At 70.1% G+C, this 20639-nt stretch carries 21 protein-coding genes; 6 read left to right on the forward strand and 15 right to left on the reverse strand.

Features of this window, described 5'->3' with window-relative positions; all coding sequences use genetic code 11:
* Positions 1–3 precede the first annotated feature (3 nt).
* Positions 4–2007, forward strand: coding sequence for an acetyl/propionyl/methylcrotonyl-CoA carboxylase subunit alpha (locus HQN59_RS17005; RefSeq protein WP_176070317.1), 2004 nt, complete (start codon positions 4–6; stop codon positions 2005–2007).
* A gap of 37 nt (positions 2008–2044) precedes the next feature.
* On the opposite strand, the gene HQN59_RS17010 is transcribed toward HQN59_RS17005, so the two are convergent.
* From HQN59_RS17010 to HQN59_RS17040, 7 genes are read right to left on the reverse strand one after another with little or no spacing between them, the layout of a single operon-like run.
* On the reverse strand, positions 2045–3232 hold the full coding sequence (locus HQN59_RS17010) for an acyl-CoA dehydrogenase family protein (protein ID WP_176070318.1): 1188 nt from the start codon (positions 3230–3232) through the stop codon (positions 2045–2047).
* Positions 3232–3702 (reverse strand): MaoC family dehydratase, encoded by a 471-nt coding sequence (locus HQN59_RS17015; RefSeq protein ID WP_176070319.1) that lies wholly within the window; start codon positions 3700–3702, stop codon positions 3232–3234. The genes HQN59_RS17010 and HQN59_RS17015 overlap by 1 nt, the downstream gene beginning before the upstream one ends.
* Positions 3703–3727: 25 nt before the next feature.
* Positions 3728–4525 carry an NUDIX hydrolase gene (locus HQN59_RS17020; RefSeq protein WP_176070320.1) on the reverse strand — a complete coding sequence of 266 codons (798 nt, stop codon included), beginning with the start codon at positions 4523–4525 and terminating at the stop codon, positions 3728–3730.
* A 26-nt stretch (positions 4526–4551) separates the two neighbouring features.
* Positions 4552–5694 (reverse strand): acyl-CoA dehydrogenase family protein, encoded by a 1143-nt coding sequence (locus tag HQN59_RS17025; RefSeq protein WP_176070321.1) that lies wholly within the window; start codon positions 5692–5694, stop codon positions 4552–4554.
* Between the two features lie 7 nt (positions 5695–5701).
* A complete protein-coding gene (locus HQN59_RS17030) occupies positions 5702–7093 on the reverse strand; it encodes an MmgE/PrpD family protein (RefSeq protein WP_176070322.1) in 1392 nt (463 codons plus the stop codon).
* A gap of 52 nt (positions 7094–7145) precedes the next feature.
* Positions 7146–7907 (reverse strand): enoyl-CoA hydratase-related protein, encoded by a 762-nt coding sequence (locus HQN59_RS17035; RefSeq protein ID WP_038200750.1) that lies wholly within the window; start codon positions 7905–7907, stop codon positions 7146–7148.
* Positions 7904–8773, reverse strand: a complete 870-nt coding sequence (locus tag HQN59_RS17040) for an IclR family transcriptional regulator (RefSeq protein WP_246294981.1) — start codon at positions 8771–8773, stop codon at positions 7904–7906. The genes HQN59_RS17035 and HQN59_RS17040 overlap by 4 nt, the downstream gene beginning before the upstream one ends.
* A gap of 166 nt (positions 8774–8939) precedes the next feature.
* On the opposite strand from HQN59_RS17040, the gene HQN59_RS17045 reads away from it, so the two are divergent.
* The 3 genes from HQN59_RS17045 to HQN59_RS17055 are packed head-to-tail and all read left to right on the forward strand — an operon-like array spanning position 8940 to position 12736.
* Positions 8940–10952, forward strand: a complete 2013-nt coding sequence (locus HQN59_RS17045; RefSeq protein ID WP_176070323.1) for an acetoacetate--CoA ligase — start codon at positions 8940–8942, stop codon at positions 10950–10952.
* Positions 10937–11914 (forward strand): Bug family tripartite tricarboxylate transporter substrate binding protein, encoded by a 978-nt coding sequence (locus HQN59_RS17050; RefSeq protein ID WP_246294982.1) that lies wholly within the window; start codon positions 10937–10939, stop codon positions 11912–11914. Before HQN59_RS17045 ends, HQN59_RS17050 begins: the two co-directional genes overlap by 16 nt.
* Before the next feature lie 39 nt (positions 11915–11953).
* Complete coding sequence (locus HQN59_RS17055) at positions 11954–12736, forward strand: enoyl-CoA hydratase-related protein (protein WP_176070324.1); 783 nt, start codon at positions 11954–11956, stop codon at positions 12734–12736.
* A gap of 13 nt (positions 12737–12749) precedes the next feature.
* Here HQN59_RS17055 and HQN59_RS27050 read toward each other — a convergent pair whose 3' ends face one another.
* Entirely contained in the window at positions 12750–12944 is a 195-nt protein-coding gene (locus HQN59_RS27050; protein ID WP_176070325.1) for a universal stress protein, read from the reverse strand.
* On the opposite strand from HQN59_RS27050, the gene HQN59_RS17065 reads away from it, so the two are divergent.
* Together HQN59_RS17065 and HQN59_RS17070 are read left to right on the forward strand one after the other, a co-directional pair.
* Positions 12861–13034 carry a hypothetical protein gene (locus HQN59_RS17065; RefSeq protein WP_176070233.1) on the forward strand — a complete coding sequence of 58 codons (174 nt, stop codon included), beginning with the start codon at positions 12861–12863 and terminating at the stop codon, positions 13032–13034. The genes HQN59_RS27050 and HQN59_RS17065 overlap by 84 nt on opposite strands.
* A 139-nt stretch (positions 13035–13173) precedes the next feature.
* Positions 13174–13380: a hypothetical protein gene (locus HQN59_RS17070; RefSeq protein ID WP_176070326.1), complete on the forward strand. Its 207-nt coding sequence runs from the start codon at positions 13174–13176 to the stop codon at positions 13378–13380.
* Between the two features lie 62 nt (positions 13381–13442).
* Here the strand turns inward: HQN59_RS17070 and HQN59_RS17075 are convergent, their stop codons facing one another.
* Genes HQN59_RS17075 through HQN59_RS17105 form a run of 7 tightly spaced genes read right to left on the reverse strand, consistent with a single transcriptional unit; the run spans position 13443 to position 20627 of the window.
* A complete protein-coding gene (locus tag HQN59_RS17075) occupies positions 13443–13919 on the reverse strand; it encodes a MaoC/PaaZ C-terminal domain-containing protein (RefSeq protein WP_176070327.1) in 477 nt (158 codons plus the stop codon).
* Between the two features lie 4 nt (positions 13920–13923).
* On the reverse strand, positions 13924–15450 hold the full coding sequence (locus tag HQN59_RS17080) for a class I adenylate-forming enzyme family protein (RefSeq protein ID WP_176070328.1): 1527 nt from the start codon (positions 15448–15450) through the stop codon (positions 13924–13926).
* 23 nt (positions 15451–15473) lie between these two features.
* The gene (fabG, locus tag HQN59_RS17085) at positions 15474–16226 is read right to left on the reverse strand and encodes a 3-oxoacyl-ACP reductase FabG (RefSeq protein ID WP_176070329.1); all 753 of its coding nucleotides are present in this window, start codon (positions 16224–16226) and stop codon (positions 15474–15476) included.
* Positions 16227–16260: 34 nt separating this feature from the next.
* Positions 16261–17367 (reverse strand): CaiB/BaiF CoA transferase family protein, encoded by a 1107-nt coding sequence (locus HQN59_RS17090; RefSeq protein WP_176070330.1) that lies wholly within the window; start codon positions 17365–17367, stop codon positions 16261–16263.
* 32 nt (positions 17368–17399) lie between these two features.
* A complete protein-coding gene (locus HQN59_RS17095) occupies positions 17400–18281 on the reverse strand; it encodes an ABC transporter ATP-binding protein (RefSeq protein ID WP_425342739.1) in 882 nt (293 codons plus the stop codon).
* Positions 18282–18294: 13 nt separating this feature from the next.
* Positions 18295–19521: an ABC transporter substrate-binding protein gene (locus HQN59_RS17100; RefSeq protein WP_176070331.1), complete on the reverse strand. Its 1227-nt coding sequence runs from the start codon at positions 19519–19521 to the stop codon at positions 18295–18297.
* Between the two features lie 53 nt (positions 19522–19574).
* Positions 19575–20627 carry a branched-chain amino acid ABC transporter permease gene (locus HQN59_RS17105; RefSeq protein WP_176070332.1) on the reverse strand — a complete coding sequence of 351 codons (1053 nt, stop codon included), beginning with the start codon at positions 20625–20627 and terminating at the stop codon, positions 19575–19577.
* Between the last annotated feature and the right edge of the window lie 12 nt (positions 20628–20639).

The following is a 20639-nucleotide window of genomic DNA, read 5'->3' on the forward strand; positions in this document are numbered from 1 at the left end:
ACCATGTTCAAGAAGATTCTGATTGCGAACCGCGGCGAGATCGCCTGCCGCATCGCCCGCACCTGCCGTCGCCTGGGCGTGGCGGTGGCGGGCGTGCACTCGGCTGCCGACCGCGAAGCGCTGCATGTGCGCGAGATCGGCGAGTCCGTCGAGATCGGCGCTGCCGCGGCCTCCGAGAGCTACCTGCGCATCGACGCGGTGATTGCTGCCGCGAAGTCGGTTGGCGCGCAGGCCATCCACCCCGGCTTCGGCTTCCTGGCCGAGAACGCGGCGTTCGCGCGCGCGGTCGAGGCCGCCGGGCTGGTTTTCATCGGCCCGACGCCCGAAGTCATCGAGCGCCTGGGCGACAAGGCGGCGGCCAAACGCGAGGCCGGTGCGGCCGGCGTTCCCATCGTGCCCGGCAGCCAGTCGCCGAGCACCGACCCCGCCGAGATCGCCGCCACCGTGCGGCGCGTCGGCCTGCCGGTGATGCTGAAGGCCGCCGCGGGCGGCGGCGGCAAGGGCATGCGCGGCATCGAATCGATGGACGGCCTGGCGCAAGAGATCGAGTCGGCGATGCGCGAGGCGAAGAACGCCTTCGGCGATGCCGGGTTGATCGTCGAGAAGCTGATCCGGCGGGGCCGCCACATCGAGATCCAGATCGCCGGCGACGGCCAGGGCAAGGTCATCCATCTCTTCGAGCGCGAGTGCACGCTGCAGCGCCGCCACCAGAAGGTGATCGAGGAGGCGCCTGCCGCCAACCTGAGCGCGGCCATGCGCGACCGCATGGCGGCCGACGCGGTGTGCCTGGGCGAGCGGCTGAAGTACCGCGGCGTCGGCACGGTCGAGTTCATCGTCGGCGAGAAGGACTACCACTTCCTCGAGGTCAACCCGCGGCTGCAGGTCGAGCACCCTGTGACGGAAGCGATCACCGGCCTGGACATCGTCGAGCTGATGATGCGCATCACCTCGGGCGAGGGCCTGCCGCTGGCTCAAGAGGACGTGCACATCAGCGGCCACGCGGTCGAAGCGCGCATCTGTGCCGAGGATCCGGCGGCAAACTTCCTGCCCTCGACCGGGAGGCTGTCGCACGTCGGCTTTCCGCGCGCGGGCGTGCGCGTGGAGACCGGCGTCGAATCGGGCGGCGAGGTGACGCCGTACTACGACTCGATGCTGGCCAAGCTGATCACGCACGCGCCGACGCGCGACGAGGCACTCGACCGGCTCGAGCGAGCGTTGGACGACACACGGGTCTTCGGCGTTACCAGCAACATCGGCTTCCTGCAGCGCCTGATCGACCTGCCCGAGACGCGAAAGGCGACCTTCCACACACGGCTGATCGACGAGCAAATCGAGGGCTGGGCGCTGGGCAAGGCCGAGCACGACGAACGAACGTTGGCCATCGGGGCCATGCACTGGCTGCGCGGCGAGCGAGGTGACAGTGCCGGCAGCGCCCGCAGCCCGTGGGCCGCTTGGGTCGGCAGCGGCTGGCAGCTGAACAGCGGCGACGATGGCCTGGCACCGGTGCCCAGCCTGCACGTGGAGGCCTCCGACGGCGCCAGCGCCGAGATCCGCTTCGGGCCCGTGGCGCGCGACGGCAGCCTGCTCATCGGGGTCGGCACCGCACGGCTGCGCCTGCGGCTCGAACCGGCTGGCGGCGAGGGCCGCTTCCTGGCCATTGCCGACGGCCTGCGCGAGCTGGTGACCGTGCACCGTGACGGCGACATGCTGCACGTGCAGGACGGCCGTGGCACGCACGCGCTGAAGGCGGTGCCGTACCTGTCCTACATCAGCGCGTCGGCACAGGCCAGCGGCGACGTGAAGGCGCCGATGATGGGGCTGATCCTGAAGGTCAACGTCGCGCCGGGTGACCGCGTCGACAAGGGTACGGTGGTCGCGATCCTCGAGTCGATGAAGATGGAGATGCGCATCACCGCGGACTGCGCCGGCACGGTGGTGGCGGTGAATTGCCGCGTCGGGCAGACGGTCGAGCGCAACGCGGTGGTGGTGTCGGTCATGCCAGAGTGACATGGGGGAAGGGTCCGCGGCCGATGGCCGCGCCCCTTCAGCGCCTCACCTTTCCCAGCAGGCTGTCGCCGATGATGTTGCGCTGGATCTGGTTGGTGCCCTCGATGATCTGCAGCACCTTCGCGTCGCGGAAGTAGCGGTTGATCGGCACATCGGCCGAGATGCCGGCTGCGCCGAACAACTGCACCGCGTCGGTGGCCACGCGCATCGCGGTGTCGGTGGCGAAGCACTTGGCCATGGCCGCCACCGGGGCCAGGGCGGTGCCGGCCAGGCCCGCGTCCACCCCCGCAGCGGCGCTGTAGACCAGCTGCCGGGCGGCCTCGGTCTGCGTGGCCATGTCCGCCAGCATCCAGCGGATGCCCTGGTACTCGCTCACTGCGCGGCCCCAGGTAACGCGGCCCTGCACGAAGCCGATGGCCAGGTCGATGGCGCCTTGGGCCAGACCCACGCCGCGCGCACCGATCAGCGGCCGGCTCTTGTTGAACGCCTCCATCACCGCCTTGAAGCCACGCCCGTCTTCGCCGATGCGGTTGGCCTCGGGCACGAACACGTCGTCGAGGAACAAGGGGCACGAGGGCACGCCGCGCGCGCCCATCTTGTCCTCGTGGCGCCCGACCGTGAAGCCCTTGCTGCCCCGCTCGACGATGAACAGGTTGATCGCGCCGGCCGTGTCGGTCTCGCCGGTCTTGGCCGCGACGAGCACGAAGTCGGCCACCGGCGAGTTGGTGCACCAGATCTTCGAGCCGCTGATGCGGTAGCCACCCTCACAGCGGCGCGCGCGCGTCCGAATGCCGGCGACGTCGGAGCCGCTTTGCGGCTCGGTGGTGGAAAAGGCACCGCGCAACTGGCCGGCGGCCAGCGGCCCGAGCAGGCGTTGCTTCTGCTCCTCAGTGCCGGCGGCGAGGATGGCGCCGAAGGGCACCCACTGCACGACCAGCAGGTACGCGGTGTTGTAGCAGACGCGCCCCAGCTCCTCGATGGCCACCGCGGCCGACAGCATGCTGCCGGTGCCGCCGTACTCGGCCGGGAACGGGATCGCGAACAGCCCGGCCTCGCGCAGCAGCTCGAACATGTCCTGCGGGTACTCGGCCGTGCGGTCGATGGCGTCGGCGCGCGGCGCCACACGCTCGCGCGCCAGCCGGCGCACCATCTGACGGATCTGGCGCTGCTCTTCGCCGAGGGCGAAGGCCGGCGCGTTGCTCGTGCCGGCGCCGAGCGCCGTCATCACACGGCCGCCTCGCTGCGGCACTTGATCATGCGCAGCGGCGTGTAGGTGATCGCCACCGTGCCGTCCTGCTTGACGATTCGGTTGCGCGTGCGCACGAGGCCGCGGCCCGGGCGGCTCTTGCTGCGCCGCGCTTCGATCACCTCGCACTCCACGTGCAGCGTGTCGCCGGCGAACACCGGGTTATGGACCTTGAAGTCCATCTCCAGGAACGCGTAGCCCGTGTGCTGCATCGTGGCGTGCACGAGCAGCCCTTCGGCGAAGGTGTAGGCCAGCGCACCGGGGGCCACGCGGCCCTTGATGTCGGACTCGGTGCGCAGGAACTCCAGGTCGGTGAACAGCACCTCGGTCATGCCGGTGCACGAGCAGAAGTTGACGATGTCCGCCTCGGTGACGGTGCGCCCGACGGTGCGGAACTGCCGGCCGAGCGGCAGGTCCTCGAAGTGCAGGCCGATGCCCAGGGTCTCCATGTGTTCTGCCTCGCTTGGTTCGGGTTCAGCGTGCGACCAGGTCCATCAACGCCGCCGACAGCGCCGGATAGCCGCTGTCGGCCGGAAGCACCGGGATGCGCCGCCCGTCGGTGTGCAAGCCCAGTGTGGGCTGGATGCGCTGCACCGGGCGCGCCTTTGCGGCGGCCAGGGCCTGGGCGGCATTGGCGCTGTTGCCGAGCAGCGCCAGGTTGCACAGGGTCGGGAAGATGATGACGCGGCGCCGTTCCGCGCAGTCGCGCAGCGCGTCGTGGGGATGGATCCAGAACGAGTCCACCGCCTCGCGGCCGTCGTGCGCGGCCACCTGGCCGGGCGGCGCCTCGGCGATGTAGAAGTAGGTGTCGAAGCGCTTGGGAGAAATCTCCGGCGTCACCCAGTGCGCGAACGGCTGCAGCAGGTCGAGCGCCAGTTCGAGGCCCTCGCCGTGCACCATGTCGACGAAGGCCTCGGCCGACGCGGCAATGCGCTCGTGCCAGCGCTGCCACAGATCCCCGAGCGCCGCGGCGTCGAGCAGCCGCCCGTGGCGGCGCGCCAGCAGCAGGCCGCTCTCCTCGAAGGCCTCGCGCACGGCGGCGATGCGCAGCACGAGGTCGTCCTCGACGAAGTGCACGCCCGATGGGACATGCTGGCGCAGCAGCGCGGCACGGTCGGCCGCGTCCACCTTGCCGCCCGGGAACACCGCCGCGCCGCGGGCGAAGTCGATCTCGTGGTGACGCACGACCATGAGGGCCTCGAGGCCCTGCGGCCCATCGCGCACCAGCACCACCGTGGCCGCCGCCAGCGCCTGCACACTCGGAAGAGCCACGGGGTCTGCCATGGAGGCTGCTTGCTTCAGACGCGCAGTTCCTGCGCGATGATCGTGCGCTGGATCTGCGAGGTACCGCCACCGATGGTGGCCTGCATGCCCTCGCGGAAGTAGCGCTCGACATCGGCTTCGGGCGTTGTGCCCAGGCCACCGAAGATCTGCACCGCCTGGCGGCTCACGGTCTGCAGCGTCTCCGACGCGAACAGCTTGGCCATCGCCACCTCCTTGCGGCAGGGCAGGCCCCGCGCCGCCAGGTCGGCAGCCCGGTAGGTGAGCAGTCGCGCCGCGTCGGTCTGCGTCTGCATGTCGGCCAGCATGTGGCGGATGACCTGGAAGTCGAAGATGGGCTTGCCGAATTGCACGCGCTGCTTGGCGTAGGCCAGCGCATCGTCCACCGCGCCCTGGGCGTTACCGACGTAGCTGGCCGCCACTGCCACGCGCTCGAGCGCCAGGTGTTCGCCGGCGATGATCTTGAAGCCCTCGCCCGGGGCGCCCAGCATGTTGGACGCCGGGACGCGCACGTTGTCGAGGAAGATCTCGGTGGTCACGACCGAGCGGCGCGCCAGGGTCTGCAGCGGCCGGATCGTGAGGCCCGGCAGGTCGTTCGGAACGATGAAGACGCTCAGACCGTCGCGCTTGTCGGGGGTCTGCGCGGTGCGCACCAGCATCAGGATCACGGCGCCGCGGTTGGCCGCGCCGCTGCACCACAGCTTCTGGCCGTTGAGCACGTAGTGATCGCCGTCCGCTTCAGCGCGCGTCTGCACGTTGGCCACGTCGGAGCCCGCGCCGGGCTCCGACATCGAGATCGGGAAGCGCACTTCGCCGCGCATGAAGGGCTGCAGGAAACGCTGCTTCTGATCCTCGGTGCCGTGCAGCGAGAAGTTCATCGCGGTGAAGATGCCGCCGGCGATGGCCACCGAGAAGTCCACGCCGTAGGCCGACAGCGCCTCGCACATCAGCGCGTAGGAGAACACGTCGCCGCCATCTCCGCCGTCGGCCTCCGGTACCAGCAGGCGGTGAAAACCGAGTTGGGCCGCCTTCTCGTAGGCCTCGTAGGGGAAGGCGCGGTCCATGTCGCACTTGCGCACGTACTCGCGGCCGACGTCGCGGTCGAGCCAGCGGCGGACCGAGTCCTTCCAGGCCTGGCGCTCTTCGTCGAGGAAGTTCATCGCTGCCTCAGTGCCGGGCTGCGTCGAAGGGCACGCCGGCGAGCAGCCCGGCCAGCGGCGACAGGTCGGGCAGTTCGTCGAGGCGGTCCACCAACCCGATCAGCTCCTCGCACGCCTCGGTGCTTACCACCGGCGCTGCCATCGAGCGGAACTTGCACTCCAGCCGCGCGCGCTGTGCACGCAGGTCCGAGGCCGGCACACCGGCGTCGTGGCGCTGGCGCAGCGTGGCGCCAGTGCTCGTCCTGATCACCACTTCGGTCTTGGTCAGCTCGGCGCAATCGGCGTGCAGCTCCACGCGCACGCGGTCACGCAAGCGCTGCAGATCGGGGTCGGCAGTCTGCTCGTCCGAATAGCTCGCCAACGAAGCCGTGTCCACGCCGGCAATCGCCATCGCGACCGTGTGGCGCAGGCTGAACTTGGCTTCGATGCCGCTGCGGGGATCGGCGATGTTGCACACCCCGTCGCTGACGGCGGACGCGTGCACGATGACGCTCATCACATCGTCGGCACAGAGCTCGTGGCGCTCGGCCAGTTGGCGTGCGGCCTCGATGGCCGCATGCGTTCCATAACAGGCGGCGTGGTACTTGAACAGGTTCTGGCGCAGGTAGAGCCCGCATGCAGGGTCGCGCAAGGCCGCATCGGGATGGAAGTCGGGGCCATGCGTCGATGCGAAGCCCTGGCTGGCTTCGATCGCGTCCACGCGGCTGGTGAAGCCGCGCGCCGCCAGCTGCGCGGCCAGCAGCCCGTCGGCACTCGCCTTGCCAGCGTGCAAGGGCTTGCACATCGTGCCGAACATCGACTTCAGGCCCGCCGCCTCGGTGGCCGCAATGCCCAACGCCACCGCGGTGTCGTCGGCGCGCAGGCCGAGCAGGTGCGCGCAGGCGGCCGCGGCGCCGAAGGTGCCGAGCGTGGCGGTAGCATGGAACCCCGCCGCGTAGTGGCCTGGCGAGACGGCCGCGCCGATGCGGCACAGCGTTTCGTAGCCGGCGACGAAGGCGGCCATGAACTCCGGCCCGCTGGCGCCGCGCGCCTCCGCCAGGGCCAGCAGCGGCGGCACCAGCACCACGCTCGGGTGGCCGCTGAAGCTCATGTTGACGTCGTCGAAGTCGAGCGCGTGCGAAGCAGCGCCGTTGACCAGGGCCGCCTGCCGGCAACTGGTCGCGAAGCCCTGGCCGACGACCGTGGCCTGCGCGTGCCCGCCCTGTTCGCGCGCCTCTTCGGCGAGCATGCGCGTCAGCGGTTCGTTGGCGCCGGCCAGGCACACCGCGATCCAGTCGAGCACGCACTGGCGCACGAGCTCGCGCACGTCGGCGTCCAGCGCCTCGTGCCGCCACGCGGCGGCGCGCTCCGCCAGCGCGGCGGTGAGGCCGGGCGCGCTGCCGACGCGGCCGACGGCCATGGAGGCTCGTGCCAGCGGTGAGAGGGGCGAGTAGGAGGTGTTCGCAATCATGTCAACGTCCTTTCCACTGCGGCTTGCGCTTCTCGCGGAAGGCGCGCGGCCCTTCCAGCGCGTCTTCGCTGAGATACACGGCGTCGAAGGCCCGCCAGGACGCGCGCAGTGCCGCCGTGCGGCCCATCTCGGTGGCCATGCGCACCATTTCCTTGGCGCCGCGCACCGTGAGCGGCGCGTTCACGAGGATGCGTGCGGCCAGCTCCCTGGCGCCTTGCAGGGCTTGCCCCGGTGGCGTGACCCGATTGACGTAGCCGAGCTCGTAGGCGCGCTGGGCCGACAACGGGTCGCAGGTCATCGCCACTTCCATCAGAATGCGCTGCGGCAGCATGTGGATCACCGGTGAAGCCCAGGGCATGCCGCGGCCCACGCGGCCTTCGGTGATGGCGAACTTGGCCGTTTCGTCGGCCACGCACAGGTCACACATCTGCGCCAGCAGCCAGCCGCCGGCAAAGGCGTAGCCCTGCACGGCCGCGATCACCGGCTTGGTGACCTCGATGGTCTCGCCAAGCACGGGCATGAAATTGCGCGGCGGGATGCGCAGCGCGGTGTCGGCGGCTTCGACCAGGTCCATGCCGGCGCAGAAGGTGTCGCCTGCACCGGTCAGGATCGCGATCTGCGCCGACTCGTCGGCCTCGAAGCGCGGCCAGACCTCGAACATGGCCTGGCGCACGGCGCGGTTGATCGCGTTCTTGCGCTCGGGGCGGTTGATGGTGATGACGGCGATGCCGTCGCTGACTTCGTAGAGGAGTTCGTTGCTCATGCGGTTTCGCGCGCCTTTCCAGGAGCCGGTGAATGCCGGGCCGCGTAGCCCAGCGCCTTGGACAGCCCGGCCGCGGCTTCCTGCGCCGCGGCCGTGAGCCGCTGGGCGGCGGCGCGGCCACGGTCGAGCGGCGCAGCCACGATGATGGCGGCGTCGACGCGGCCGTCGTGCTCGAACACCGGGGCTGCAAAGCCGGCGACGTCCGACGTCACCTCGCCGAGCGTCGAACCCCAGCCCTGCTCGCGCGTGCGCTTGATCACGCGGGCGAGCTGCCGCTGGTCGGTCAGGGTCTTGGCAGTCAGCGGACGCAGCTCGACCGTCCGCAGGTATTCGGCCAGCCAGGCCGGATCCTGGTGCGCCAGCAGCACCCGACCGGCGGACGTGGCGTACAGGGGCCGCGTGGTGCCCACGGGCACCGAATAGCGCACCAGCTGTTGGCTTTCGGCGACCTCGACGTAGGTCAGCGTCCGGGCGGACCTGTCGATCACCGCCAACACCACCGTCTCGCCCGACCTCGCTTGCGCCGCGTGCAGGAAAGGCACTGCCATCGCCGCCAGCGAGCGCGCCGATACCAGGGCGGCACCGAGCACGAAGGACTGCGGGCCGAGCCGATGCATCACACCGTCGCGTTGCACATAGCCCTCGCTGAGCAGCCCGCGCAGCAGCGCGTGCACGCTGGTCTTCGGTGCGCCGAGCATCGGGCACAGCTGCGCGAGCGTGAGGCCGGCAGGCTGGGCTGCCAGCAGTCGAAGCAGGGTCAGCACTCGCGACAGCGACATCGGTGCCGCGTCGGCCCGCGCTGGCGCATCGGCCAGCGCGGCCGCCGATGCGTCGAGCGGCACAGCCCGCGATTCCAGTGTCTCCATGGGTGTTCTGATATCGGAACGCGCGTTCAGGGTGAGCGACCACGTTAACAAGCCCGGTCCGACGCGTCAACGGATCGAGCCTCCGTGGTGACCCTAGGGTCGGCAAGAATCAAACTAACAGTTGTTCGAGTGACATGGAACCCATGCAATCTGCTGGTGCGGCAGCATGACCGTCGATGACGACACTTCCTTGATCTGGCAGCCCGCTGCCGAGCGCTCGGCAGCGGCCCGCATCACCGCTTTCCAGGGTTGGCTCGCGCGCGAGAAGGGCCTGCGTTTTGCCGACTACGAGGCGCTCTGGCGCTGGTCGGTCGGCGACATCGACGCGTTCTGGGGTGCACTGGTCGAATACTTCGACCTGCCACTGGAGGGAGAGCGGACACCGGCGCTGGCCGAGCGCTCGATGCCCGGGGCGCGCTGGTTTCCGAACACGCGCACGAACTACGTGAACCAGATCTTCCGCCAGCGCAGCAGCGAGCGTCCGGCGCTGATGTTCCGCAACGAAGCCGGCGCGAGAGACGAAGTCTCTTGGGAGCGTCTGGAATGCGAAACGGCCGCGCTCGCCCAGTGGCTGCGCGAGCAGGGTGTGCGCCCGGGCGATCGCGTGGCGGCCTACCTGCCGAACATCCCTCAGGCGGTGACCGCCTTCCTGGCCGCGGCAAGCATCGGCGCCGTGTGGTCGCTGTGCTCGCCCGAGATGGGGACGGCTGCGGTGGTCGACCGCTTCCGCCAAATCGAGCCCAAGGTGCTGATCGCCGTCGACGGCTACCGCTGGAGCGGCCGGGCGCACGACCGGCGCGAGATCGTCGCCAGTCTGCTGCAGGCGTTGCCGAGCGTGGAGCGGCTTGTGCTCGTGCCTTACCTGGATGCAGCCGCCGACGCGCAGGCCTGGCTGCGCGGCGTGGCCTGGGCCGAGACGATCGCGCGCGCCACGCCGCTGCGGGTGGAGGCGCTGGCCTTCGACCATCCGCTGTGGGTGGTGTACTCCTCAGGCACCACCGGCCTGCCCAAGGCCATCGTGCACGGCCACGGCGGCATCCTGATCGAGCACGTCAAGACGATGGCGCTGCACAACGACGTGCTGCCCGGCGACCGCTTCCACTGGTACACCACCACCGGCTGGGTGATGTGGAACCTCAACGTTGCCGCGCTGCTGGTCGGCGCGGTGATGTGCATCTACGACGGCAACCCGGCCTGGCCCGACTACGGAACGCTGTGGCGCTTCTGCGGCGAGATGAACCTCGACTTCTTCGGCGCCGGTGCGGCGTTCTTCTCGATGTGCGAGAAGAACGGCATCGAACCGCGCCGACTCGCGGCGCTGGGCCGGCTGCGCACCATCGGCTCCACCGGCTCGCCGCTGGCGCCGCAGAGCTACCGCTGGGTGTACGAGCAGGTGCGCCGCGACGTGTGGCTGACGCCGATGTCCGGCGGCACCGACTTCGCCGGCGCCTTCGTCGGCGGCGTGCCGACATTGCCGGTTCACGTGGGCGAGATGCAGGCGCGCTGCCTCGGCGCCGACGTGCAGGCCTGGGACGAGGCCGGGCGCGAGTTGGTCGACGAGGTGGGCGAGCTCGTCTGCGTGGCGCCGATCCCGTCGATGCCGCTGTACCTGTGGAACGACTCCGGCGCCAAGCGCCTGCAAGAGACCTACTTCGACGTCTACCCCGGCGTGTGGCGTCATGGCGACTGGCTGCGCATCACGCCGCGCGGCGGCGCCGTCATCTACGGCCGCAGCGACGCCACCATCAACCGCCACGGCGTGCGCATGGGCACCAGCGAGCTCTACCGCGTGGTGGAGGCGATGCCCGAGGTGACGGACAGCCTGGTCGTCGACCTCGAGTACCTCGGGCGCGAGAGCTGGATGCCGCTGTTCGTGACGCTGCGGCCGGGCTGCGCGCTCGAGCCGGGGCTGGTGGACCGCATCAAGGGCGCGATCCGCGGGCAGCTGTCGGCGCGCCATGTGCCCAACGACGTGATCGAGGCGCCCGAGATCCCGCGCACGCTCACCGGCAAGAAGCTGGAGGTGCCGCTGAAGAAGCTGTTGCTGGGCCAGCCGGCGGAGAAGGTGGCCCATCGCGACGCGATGGCCAACCCGGCGAGCCTCGACTGGTTCATCGATTTCGCGCGGCAACGTGCCGCCGTCACCGCGAAGGAGCGAGCGCCATGCGCAGACGGATGATCCTCATGGCCGCCGGTACCATGCTCGCCCTGGCGATGCCGCACGCGGGCTGGGCGCAAACGCGTTATCCGGACAAGCCGGTGCGCATCATCGTGCCGTCGACCCCGGCCGGCGTGCTCGACAACGTGGCGCGCGCGCTGGCGCTGCGCCTGGCCGACCGGCTCGGGCAGCCGATCGTCATCGACAACAAGGGCGGTGCCGGCGGCAACATCGGCGCCGAGGCGGCGGCGCGCTCGCCAGCCGACGGCTACACGCTGTTCATCGGCTTCAACGCCACGCACGGCGCCAACCTGGCGCTGTTCGGCAAGCTCGCCTACGACCCGGTGGCCGACTTCGCGCCCATCAGCCTGCTCGCAGCGGTGCCCAACGTCATCTCGGTGCACCCGGCGGTGCCGGTGAACAGCCTCGCCGAACTGGTGGCGCTGGCCAAGTCGCAGCCGGGCAAGCTGAGCTACGCCTCGTCGGGCAATGGCACCTCCACGCACCTGGCGGCCGAACTCTTCAAGGCCACCGCGGGCATCGACATGCTGCATATCCCGTACAAGGGCAGTGCGCCGGCGGTGGGCGATGTCATCGCCGGCCAGGTGCCGGTGCTGGTGGACAGCGTGTCGTCGTCGACGGCGCACGTCAAGGCCGGCAAGCTCAAGGCGCTGGCGGCGACGAGCCTGAAGCGGCTCGCGGTGCTGCCCGAGCTGCCCACGGTGGCCGAGTCCGGTTATGCGGGCTTCCAGTCGACCGCCTGGGTCGGGCTGCTGGCGCCTGCGGGCACGCCGCGGCCGGTGATCGAGCGCCTGCACACGGCGGTGCTGGACGTGATGGCACTGCCCGAAACGCGCGAGCGCCTGGCCGCCTTCGGCGGCGAGGTCACCACCTCCACGCCCGAGGAGTTCGCAGCGCATATCCGTTCGGAGATGGCGCGCCTGGGCAAGGTGGTGCGCGACGCCAATATCAAGGTCAACTGAACCGAGCTTCCCTTCAACCGCTACAGGAGATTTACGAGCATGTCGGACAAAGAGGTCTATCTCGAGGTCAAGGACTACGTCGCCACCATCACCATCAACCGGCCCAAGCAGCTCAACGCCTTCACCGGCGACAACATCGTCGAGATGCAGCGGCTACTGGATGTCGCGGCCAACGACCGCAAGGTCGGCGTGATCGTGCTCACCGGCACCGGTGACCGCGCGTTCTGCGTCGGCGGCGACGTCAACTGGGAGAAGGGCAGCGGCGGCAAAAGCGGGCTGGAGGACCTGAACTTCACGTTCAATCGCCAGATCGTCGAGTGCCCCAAGCCAGTGATCGCGCGCGTCAGCGGCTACGCCATCGGCGGCGGCCACCACATCGCCTACTTCTGCGACCTCACCGTGGCAGCCGACCACTCCATCTTCGGCCAGAACGGGCCGCGCGTCGGCTCGCCGGCGGGTGGCTACATCGTTTCGCACGCGGCCAACGTGCTCGGCCACAAGCGCGCCCGCGAGCTGTGGATGCTGTGCCGTCGCTACACGGCGCAGCAGGCGCTGGAGTGGGGCCTGGCCAACTCGGTGGTGCCCAAGGAGAAGCTCGACGAGGAGGTGCGCAAGTTCGCCGACGAACTGCTGGCGCTGAGCCCCACCTGCCTGCGCATCCTCAAGCGCTCCTTCTATCACCACATGGCGCCGATCATGCAGCGCGACATGAAGGAGCTGATCGAGGAGGTGGCACCGAACTACTTCGAGACCGGCGAGCAGATGGAAGGCGCCACCGCCTTTCTCGAAAAACGCAAGCCGGACTTCTCGCGCTTTCGTTGAGGGCGGGCGCGGTTCAGCCTACTTCCGTGTGCGATACGGCGACGAGGATGCTGCACGGCGCGTGCGTCAGCAGCGACGCGCCGACCGATCCCCGCCACCAGCGCGAAAGGCGCCCCTGCTCGCGGTGCCCGACGACAAGCAGATCGGCACCGACTTCACGCGCCACGCGGCCGATCTCCTCGGCCGCGTTGCCATGGGCCAGATGCACCTGGACGCGAATGCCGCCGCTGCGAAGTTGCGCCTAAACTTCGTCCAGAACGCGCTGAACCTCGTCGCGCTTGAGCGCCGTCGAGCCTGACGACGCCCCACCCTTGGCCAGCGATTCGCCCCGCGGGGCGCCACGATGGCCGGCAGGTGGACCGCTGCCACGGCAGCGCGTGCTAGCTCGGGGGGTGATCGGGGGCAACCTGCTATGGATCGCGCTGGAGCGGTGGCTGATGCTCCACATCGACACCTACACGGCGACACAGGACGCCGCCAATGGCACGACCGCCAAGCTGTTGCGCGGCTTGACAGGCCTGCTGGCACAGAGCGACGCCACCACGGCGCTGTGGCAGTCCGGGGCGGCGAACTACCTCGGCAGCGTGTTCGCCGCGCAGGGCTCCGGGGTGGCCACCGTGACCGCTTCTTCCTGGTCGGGCTGACCTTCACGCTGGCGCTGCTGCCGGCACTGCTGATGGCCCGTCGTGCGACGAGGCGTTGAGCTTCACACCGGGCGGCGGCGCACGAGCAGCTTCCAGGTCCCTTCGACGACCACCTCGCCGCGCTGGTTCAGCACTTGGCGGCGGAAGGCCACCACGCCGCGGTCGGGCTTCGATGTCTCGTTCTTCGCCGCCACTTCCACGCGCACGCGCAGCGTGTCGCCGATGAAGGTGGGCTTCGGAAAACGGCACTGGATGTCGAGCAACCCCATCAGGCTGGGCTCCAGCTGCTGGTTGAGCGGCATGCGCGTGACCAGCCCCGACATCAGCGCCAGCACCAGCAGCCCGTGCGCGATGCGCTGGCCGTAGGGCGTGCCGGCTGCATACTCGGCGTCGACGTGCAGGCGGTTGAAGTCGGCCGACAGGCCCGCGAAGTTGACGACATCGGCCTCGGTCATCGTGCGCGTCGGGCTGTCGAAGGCGGCACCGACCTCCAGGTCTTCGAAGAAGCAGGGCTCTGGCCCCACGCTCGACAGCTGCATGAAGCTACTCCGGTTGCGCCGCGGGCAGCGCGAGCACCTGCTCGACGAGTTGCGCCTTGAGCACGCGGCCGGTCAGGTTCTTCGGCACCTCGGGCATGAAGACGACGCGGCGCGGCTTCTTGTAGGCGGCCAGCCGGGCGGCGGCGAAGGCGGCCAGTTCGTCCGCCGCGGGCGCGGCACCGGGGAGCGGCACGACCACGGCGCAGATCAGCTCGGTCAGCCGCTCGTCGGGCAGCCCGATGCAGTGCACCTCGGCCACGGCGGGGTGCTGCTGCAGCACCTGTTCGATCTCGGAGGCGTAGATGTTGATGCCACCGCTCTTGATGATGTCGCGCTTGCGGCCGACGAAGTGCAGCAGCCCGTCGGCGTCGATGCGGCCGAGGTCGCCGACGGTGAGGTAGTCGCCGCGGCGCGTGCTTTGGGTGAGTTCTTCGTCCTCGAAGTAGCCGTCGTACTGCGAGTCGCTGCGGCAGCAGATCTCGCCCACCTCTCCGGGCGCCACCTCGTGGCCGTCGTCGTCCAGCAGTTTCAGGTCGACGCCGAAGAACGGCCGGCCGACGCAGTTGCCTTCCAGGTGGCGGCTGACGTCGGCACCGTCGAGGTTGGCATAGGGTCCGACCTCGGTGGAGGCGGCGTAGATGTTGAGCACCCCTTCGCCCAGGCGCTCGAGCAGCCGGCGCTTGAGCGTGCCCGACAGCGTGCCCGCACCCGACTGGATGACGCGCAGGCTCGACAGGTCGGCATCGCGCCAGCGCGGCTGATCGACCATCGCCTGCAGCATCGCCGGCAGCAGCATGGTGGATGTGATGCGCTCGCGCTCGATCGCCTCTATCGCCGCGCCGGCGTCGAAGTGTTCGAGCAGCGTGACGCTGGCGCCCAGGTACAACGGCAGCAGCGTGTACACGCAGCCGGCACTCAGGCACAACGGCAGGGCGGCCAAGGTACGGTCGTCGATGCCGAAGCCCTGCGCGATGGCGCGCTGCTCGAAACCGAAGCGAGAGCGTAAAGCGCCCTTCGGCCGGCCCGTGGTGCCCGAGGTGTGCAGCATGATCGTGCTGCCCTCGCGGCCTTGGGGCGGGGCTGGCGCGGCGGACTGCAGGAGTTCTTCCCAGCGCCAGGCGCCCGCGGGCGCGTCATGCGGGAAGTCGGCAAACACGATCGGCTGCCACGCGGCATCGGCCAGCGCCCCGGCGCGCTCGGCGAAGCCCGAGCCGAGCAGCACGAAGCGCGCGTGCGCGGCCGCGATGCCGTGGCGCAGGTCGTGGTCCGCGAGGCGGTAGTTCAGCGGCGCCGGCACGGCGCCGATGCCGGTCAGCGCGAAGTAGGCCACCAGCAAATCGGGATGGTTGTACGACAGCATCGGCACCTTCTCGCCCGGTGCGATGCCCAGCGCCGCCAGCGCTGCCGCGGCGCGCTCGGCGCGCGCCAGCAGCTCGGGGTAGCGCCAGGCCTGCTCTCCAAATCGCAGCGCCTCGCGGTGCGGCAGGCGGCGTGCGTTCAGGCGCAGCGCATGCAGCAGCGGCATGCCCATCGTCTCGGCTCCTTCAGGTGCGTTCAGGTGGCGTAGCGTCCGCCCGTCACGTGCAGCGTGGCGCCGGTGATGTACCCCGCCGCTTCGCTGGCGAGGAAGCACACGGCGGCGGCGATGTCGCGCGGCACGCCTAGGCGACCGATGGGCGTGCGGGCGAGCGCGTTGTCGCGGATCTTCGCGTAGTGCGGCAGCTTGCGCACGCCGTCGGTCTCGATGAAGCCCGGCGCGATGGTATTAACGGTGATGCCGTCGCGGCCGAGCTCGAGCGCCAGCGCCGCCGAGAAGCCCAGGAGGCCGGCCTTGGCCGCCGAGTAGTTGGCCTGGCCGGGGTTGCCCAGGTGCGCGCGGGAGGAGATGTTGACGACACGCCCCCACTTCGCTGCGGCCATCCGCGGCGCCACGGCCTGGGTGCAGAGAAACGCGCCCTTGAGCACGGTGTCGACCACCGCATCCCAGTCGGCCTCGCTGAGCCGGGTGAGGCGGGCATCGCGTACGAAGCCGGCATTGTTGACGAGCACGTGCACGCCACCGAAGGCGGCCACCGCGGCCTGCGCCAGGCGCTCGACATCGGCCTGGCGCGTCACGTCGGCGGCCACGGCGATGGCCCGGTGGCCTGCGCCTTGCAGCGCCGCGCAATGCGCCGCAGCGGCGTCGCCGTCGATGTCGGTGACGACGATGCACGCACCTTCTTCCGCCAGCGCCAGCGCCGTCTCGGCGCCGATGCCGCGCGCCGAGCCGGTGACGATGGCGACCCGGTCCTTCAGACCTAGCTGCATGTCCCGCCCCTCGGTCGCATGGTTGCTGGCACGCTCAAGCCAGCAACTCGTCGTCGTGCTCGCCGATGAAAGGCGCCGGCGCCGGCCGCGCCGCCGGGGTGCGGCTGAAGCGCGGTGCGGGCGACGGCTGCACCACGCCCTCGCTTTCGAAGAAGGTCGCCCGTGCGACGTTGTGCGGGTGCGCTGCGGCCTCGGTGGTGCTGAGCACCGGGGCGAAGCAGACGTCGGTGTTCTCGAACAGCGCGCACCAGTGCGCTGCCGGCTGCGTGCGGAACAATGCGCCTAGCCTGGCCTTTAGCGCCGGCCAGGCCGCCGGGTCGCGCTGGCGCGCGAACTCGGGGTCCTTGTCGAGGCCGAGCTTGTCCAGCAGCAGCGCGTAGAACTGCGGCTCCAGCGAGCCGATCGAGATCCAGCGGCCATCGGCGCATTCGTAGGTGTCGTAGAAGTGCGAGCCGCCGTCGAGCAGGTTGGTCTGCCGCTCGTCGCGCCACAGGCCCAGCGCGCGCAGCTCGCAGACGATCGAGGTGAGCAGCGCGGCGCCGTCGAGCACTGCCGCGTCCACCACCTGGCCCTTGCCCGAGGCGCGCGCCTCGAGCACCGCGCAGACGATGCCGAACGCCAGCATCATGCCGCCGCCGCCCAGGTCGCCGATCATCGCCGCCGGCGCCACCGGCCCGCCTTCCTTGCGGCCGATGGTCGCCAGCGCGCCCGACAGCGCGATGTAGTTGATGTCGTGGCCGGCTGCCTGCGCGAGTGGGCCGTCCTGCCCCCAGCCCGTCATGCGCCCGATGACGAGCTTCGGGTTGCGCGCCAGCAGCACGTCGGGCCCGAGGCCCAGGCGCTCGAGCACGCCGGGGCGGTAGCCCTCGATCACCGCATCGGCGCCGTCGATCATCGCCAGCACCTTGTCGCGGTGCGCCGCGTCCTTCAGGTCCACCGCCACCGAGCGGCGGCCGCGGTGCAGCACGCTGCGCCGGCCCGAGGCCAGGAAGCCGGGCGCGCCGCGGTCCTTGCCCTTGTCGGCCTTGCGGTCCAGGCGGATCACCTCGGCGCCCATGTCCGCGAGCATCATGGCGCAGAAGGGCCCGGGGCCGATGCCGCCGAACTCGATGACCTTCAAACCCTGCAGCGGACCCGGCATGCCTTTGCCTCCCAATCGTCGGTGTTTCGGATTCAACCCAGCCAGCGCTTGCGCCGCCGGTAGTGCTTGACCTCGCGGAAGCTCTTGCGCCCGCCCTCGCGGTCCAGGCCGAGGTAGAACTCGCGCACGTCCTCGTTGGCGCGCAATTCGTCGGCGCGGCCCTCGAGCACGATGCGCCCGCCTTCCATCACGTAGCCGTAGTCGGCGATCTCCAGCGCGACGCGCGTGTTCTGCTCGACGATCAGCAGCGCCAGCCCCTGCGCGCGCAACCGGTGCAGCACCGCGAAGACCTCCTCGATCATGCGCGGCGCCAGGCCCAGCGAGGGCTCGTCGATCAGCATCAGCTTGGGCTCGGCCATGATGGCGCGGCCGATCACCAGCATCTGCTGCTCGCCGCCCGACAGGTAGCCGGCGGTGCGCGTGCGCAGATCGGCCAGGCGTGGGATGGCCTGGTACACGCCGTCGAGCGCGCGGCGCATCTGCGCGGCACGCGGGAACATGTGGCCGCCGATGATCAGGTTCTGCTCCACCGTCATGTGCGGCAGCACGCGCCGGCCCTCCATCACGTGCACCAGGCCGCCGCGCACGACGCTGGCCGTATCGTGGCCGTGGATGGGGAGGCCGCCAAAGGCGATGCTGCCGCCCGAGACGCGCCCGTCGTCGGACTCGATGACACCCGAGATGGCCTTCAGCGTCGTGCTCTTGCCGGCGCCGTTGGCGCCCAGCAGCGCCACGCAGCCCCCCGGAGCGACCTGCAGCGACACGCCCTTGAGCGCCAGGATCACCTCGGCATACAGCACCTCGACGTTGAGCAGCGCCAGCAGCGGCGCTCCTGCGGCGCCCGCCGCCGGGCCCGCGCCAGTGGCGCCCGGGGTCTCGCTGCGCCGCGCCTCGGCCACGGCGGACTCGCTCACATCGGCCACCGGCTCACCACTTCGGGATCGCGGGCACCGGGGCGTCGGCGGCCACGCGGACGACCTTGCCGTCCTTCATCGTGGCGACGTTCACCTTCGCCGTCCCGGTGGGGAACGGGTTCTCCGGGTTGAAGTCCACGCCGGGCAGAATGCCCATCAGCTCGGCGCCGCTGAAGGCGGTGCCCAGCAGCACCGCATGCACGGCCTCGCCAGTGACGCCGGCGGCGCCCTTGGCCTTGGCCGCCGCCTCGACCGAGCGGACGGCGACGATGGCCTGCCCCAGGCCGAGCATCGTCATCGAGTTCCAGTTCGACTTCAGGCCGTACTTCGTCTGCAGCATCGCATAGAACTTGCGCGCCGGCGTGTCGTCCTCGCTCGCGTCGGCGATCGCGCCGACCTCGAAGTCGCCGGCGAAGCCGTTGGGGTTGCCCAGCGCCTTGGACGAACCGAGCACGCCGTTGTGCAGCGACAGCACGATCGGGATGTTCTTGCCCAGCGCCTGCAGCGCACGCTTGGTGGCCACGGCCTGCGCGGTATTGGTCTGGATGACGATGACGTCGGTGCCGGCGTTGGCCAGGCGCCGCACCTGCAGCGTCAGGTCGGCGGGCTGCACCTCGGTCCAGATGGCCTCAACGAAGGTGGCCTTGTCGGGGTTGGCCTTGGCGTAGGCCTGCAGCCCCTTGGCCATGTCGGCGTAGGCCGGCGTGGCCTCCGAGGTGATGATGGCGACCTTGACGGCGCGCTTGCCCTCGAGCTTGGTGGTGCGGAACCACTCGAGGAAGCCGGCCGCTTCGTGCGAGTAGGTCGGGCGTACGTTCAGCGCCCACTGCCCCGGCTTCCAGCCGAAGCCGTAGGCGGCGGTGCCGAACAGCATCGGCACCTTGTCCTCGGGCAGGCGCTGCTGCAGCGCCGCGGCGTCGGGGCCGCCCAGGCCGAGCACGAGCGCGGGCTTCAGCTCCGCCTTGATGCCGGGCCACAGGCTCGCGGTCTGCGCGACGTCGTAGCGGGTGTCGTAGGTCTTGACGGCGATCCGCACGCCCATCTTTTCGCCGACTTCCTTGTTCCACCACTCGACGACCGCCAGCCGCCCGCCCTGCATGTCGTTCATGACGTTGGCGTAGGGCCCGGCGAAATCGGCGAGGGCGGCGATGTTGACGGTGGTCTGCGCCGAGGCCACCGAGCCGAGCGTGAGGCCGGCGGCGAGCAGGAGGCCGCTTGAAACGAGATGGCGTCGATGCATGAGGATCTCCTCGTGGGAAGAGCGCCGTGGCCGGCGCGGGTGGATGGTTGGGTTCAGTGCGGGAAGGGCCACAGGCGGTAGGTGGCCTTGAAGATGTTCCAGCGGTGCATCAGGCCCTTCGGCTCGAGCAGCAGGAAGCCGGTGATCACCAGCCCCAGGAACACGTTCATGCTGGCGAAGACCAGATCGGTGCTGAGCGCCGGGAAGCGCTCGATCAGGTCGGGTCCGACGCTGGTGATGGTCTCCTGCACGGCGCGGATCGCGACGGTGCCGATCAGCGCGCCGACGATCGAGCCGAGCCCGCCGACGATCATCATCGCGATGAACCAGATCGAGTTGAACAGCGTGAACTGGTCGACCGAGACGAAGCGGATCTGGTAGGCCCACAGCGCGCCGCCGATGCCGGCGTAGAAGGCGCCTACGACGAAGGCGCGCGCCTTGGTGCCGGCCACGTCGATGCCCATCATGCCGGCGGCCACGTCGTCGTCGCGCACCGCCTCGAACGCGCGGCCGTGGCGGCTGCGCAGGATGCCGAAGGCGCCGAACACCATCACCGCGGTGGCGGCGAGGAACAGGTGGTACAGCGCCCGGTCGCTGTCGAACACGATGGGGCCCAGCCGCGCCGGCTGGAGGCTGAAGCCGTTGACACCGCCCAGCCACGACGAGGGCAGGTTCAGCACCACGAACACGAAGAGGAACTGCGCGGCGATGGTGGTCAGCGCCAGGTAGAAGCCCTTGATGCGCGAAGCGGTGAGCCCGAAGGCCCAGCCGGCCGAGGCAGCCAGCACGCCGCCCACCGGCACCGCCACCCAGAACGGCAGGCCGAACTTGACCTCCATCACGCTGGCGCCGTAGGCGCCCACGCCCATGAACGCCGCCTGGCCGAGGTTGATCTGCCCGGCGCAGCCGGTGGTGATCTGCAGCCCGACGACGACGATGGCGGTGATGAACATCAGGTTGGCCACCGCCACCAGGCGCGGCGAGGCGAACCAGGGAAACACCAGCAGCGCGGCGGCGAACAGCGCCAGTGCGAGCCATTGCGCACGCGTGCGCACGAGCGCGCTGTCGTCCTCGTAGCGGGTGAAAAAGGTGCCGGAGGGGTCCATCGCGGGCGAACT

Origin of the sequence: Rhizobacter koreensis, assembly GCF_013366375.1 — a bacterium.
Taxonomy (GTDB): Bacteria; Pseudomonadota; Gammaproteobacteria; order Burkholderiales; family Burkholderiaceae_C; genus Schlegelella_A; species Schlegelella_A koreensis.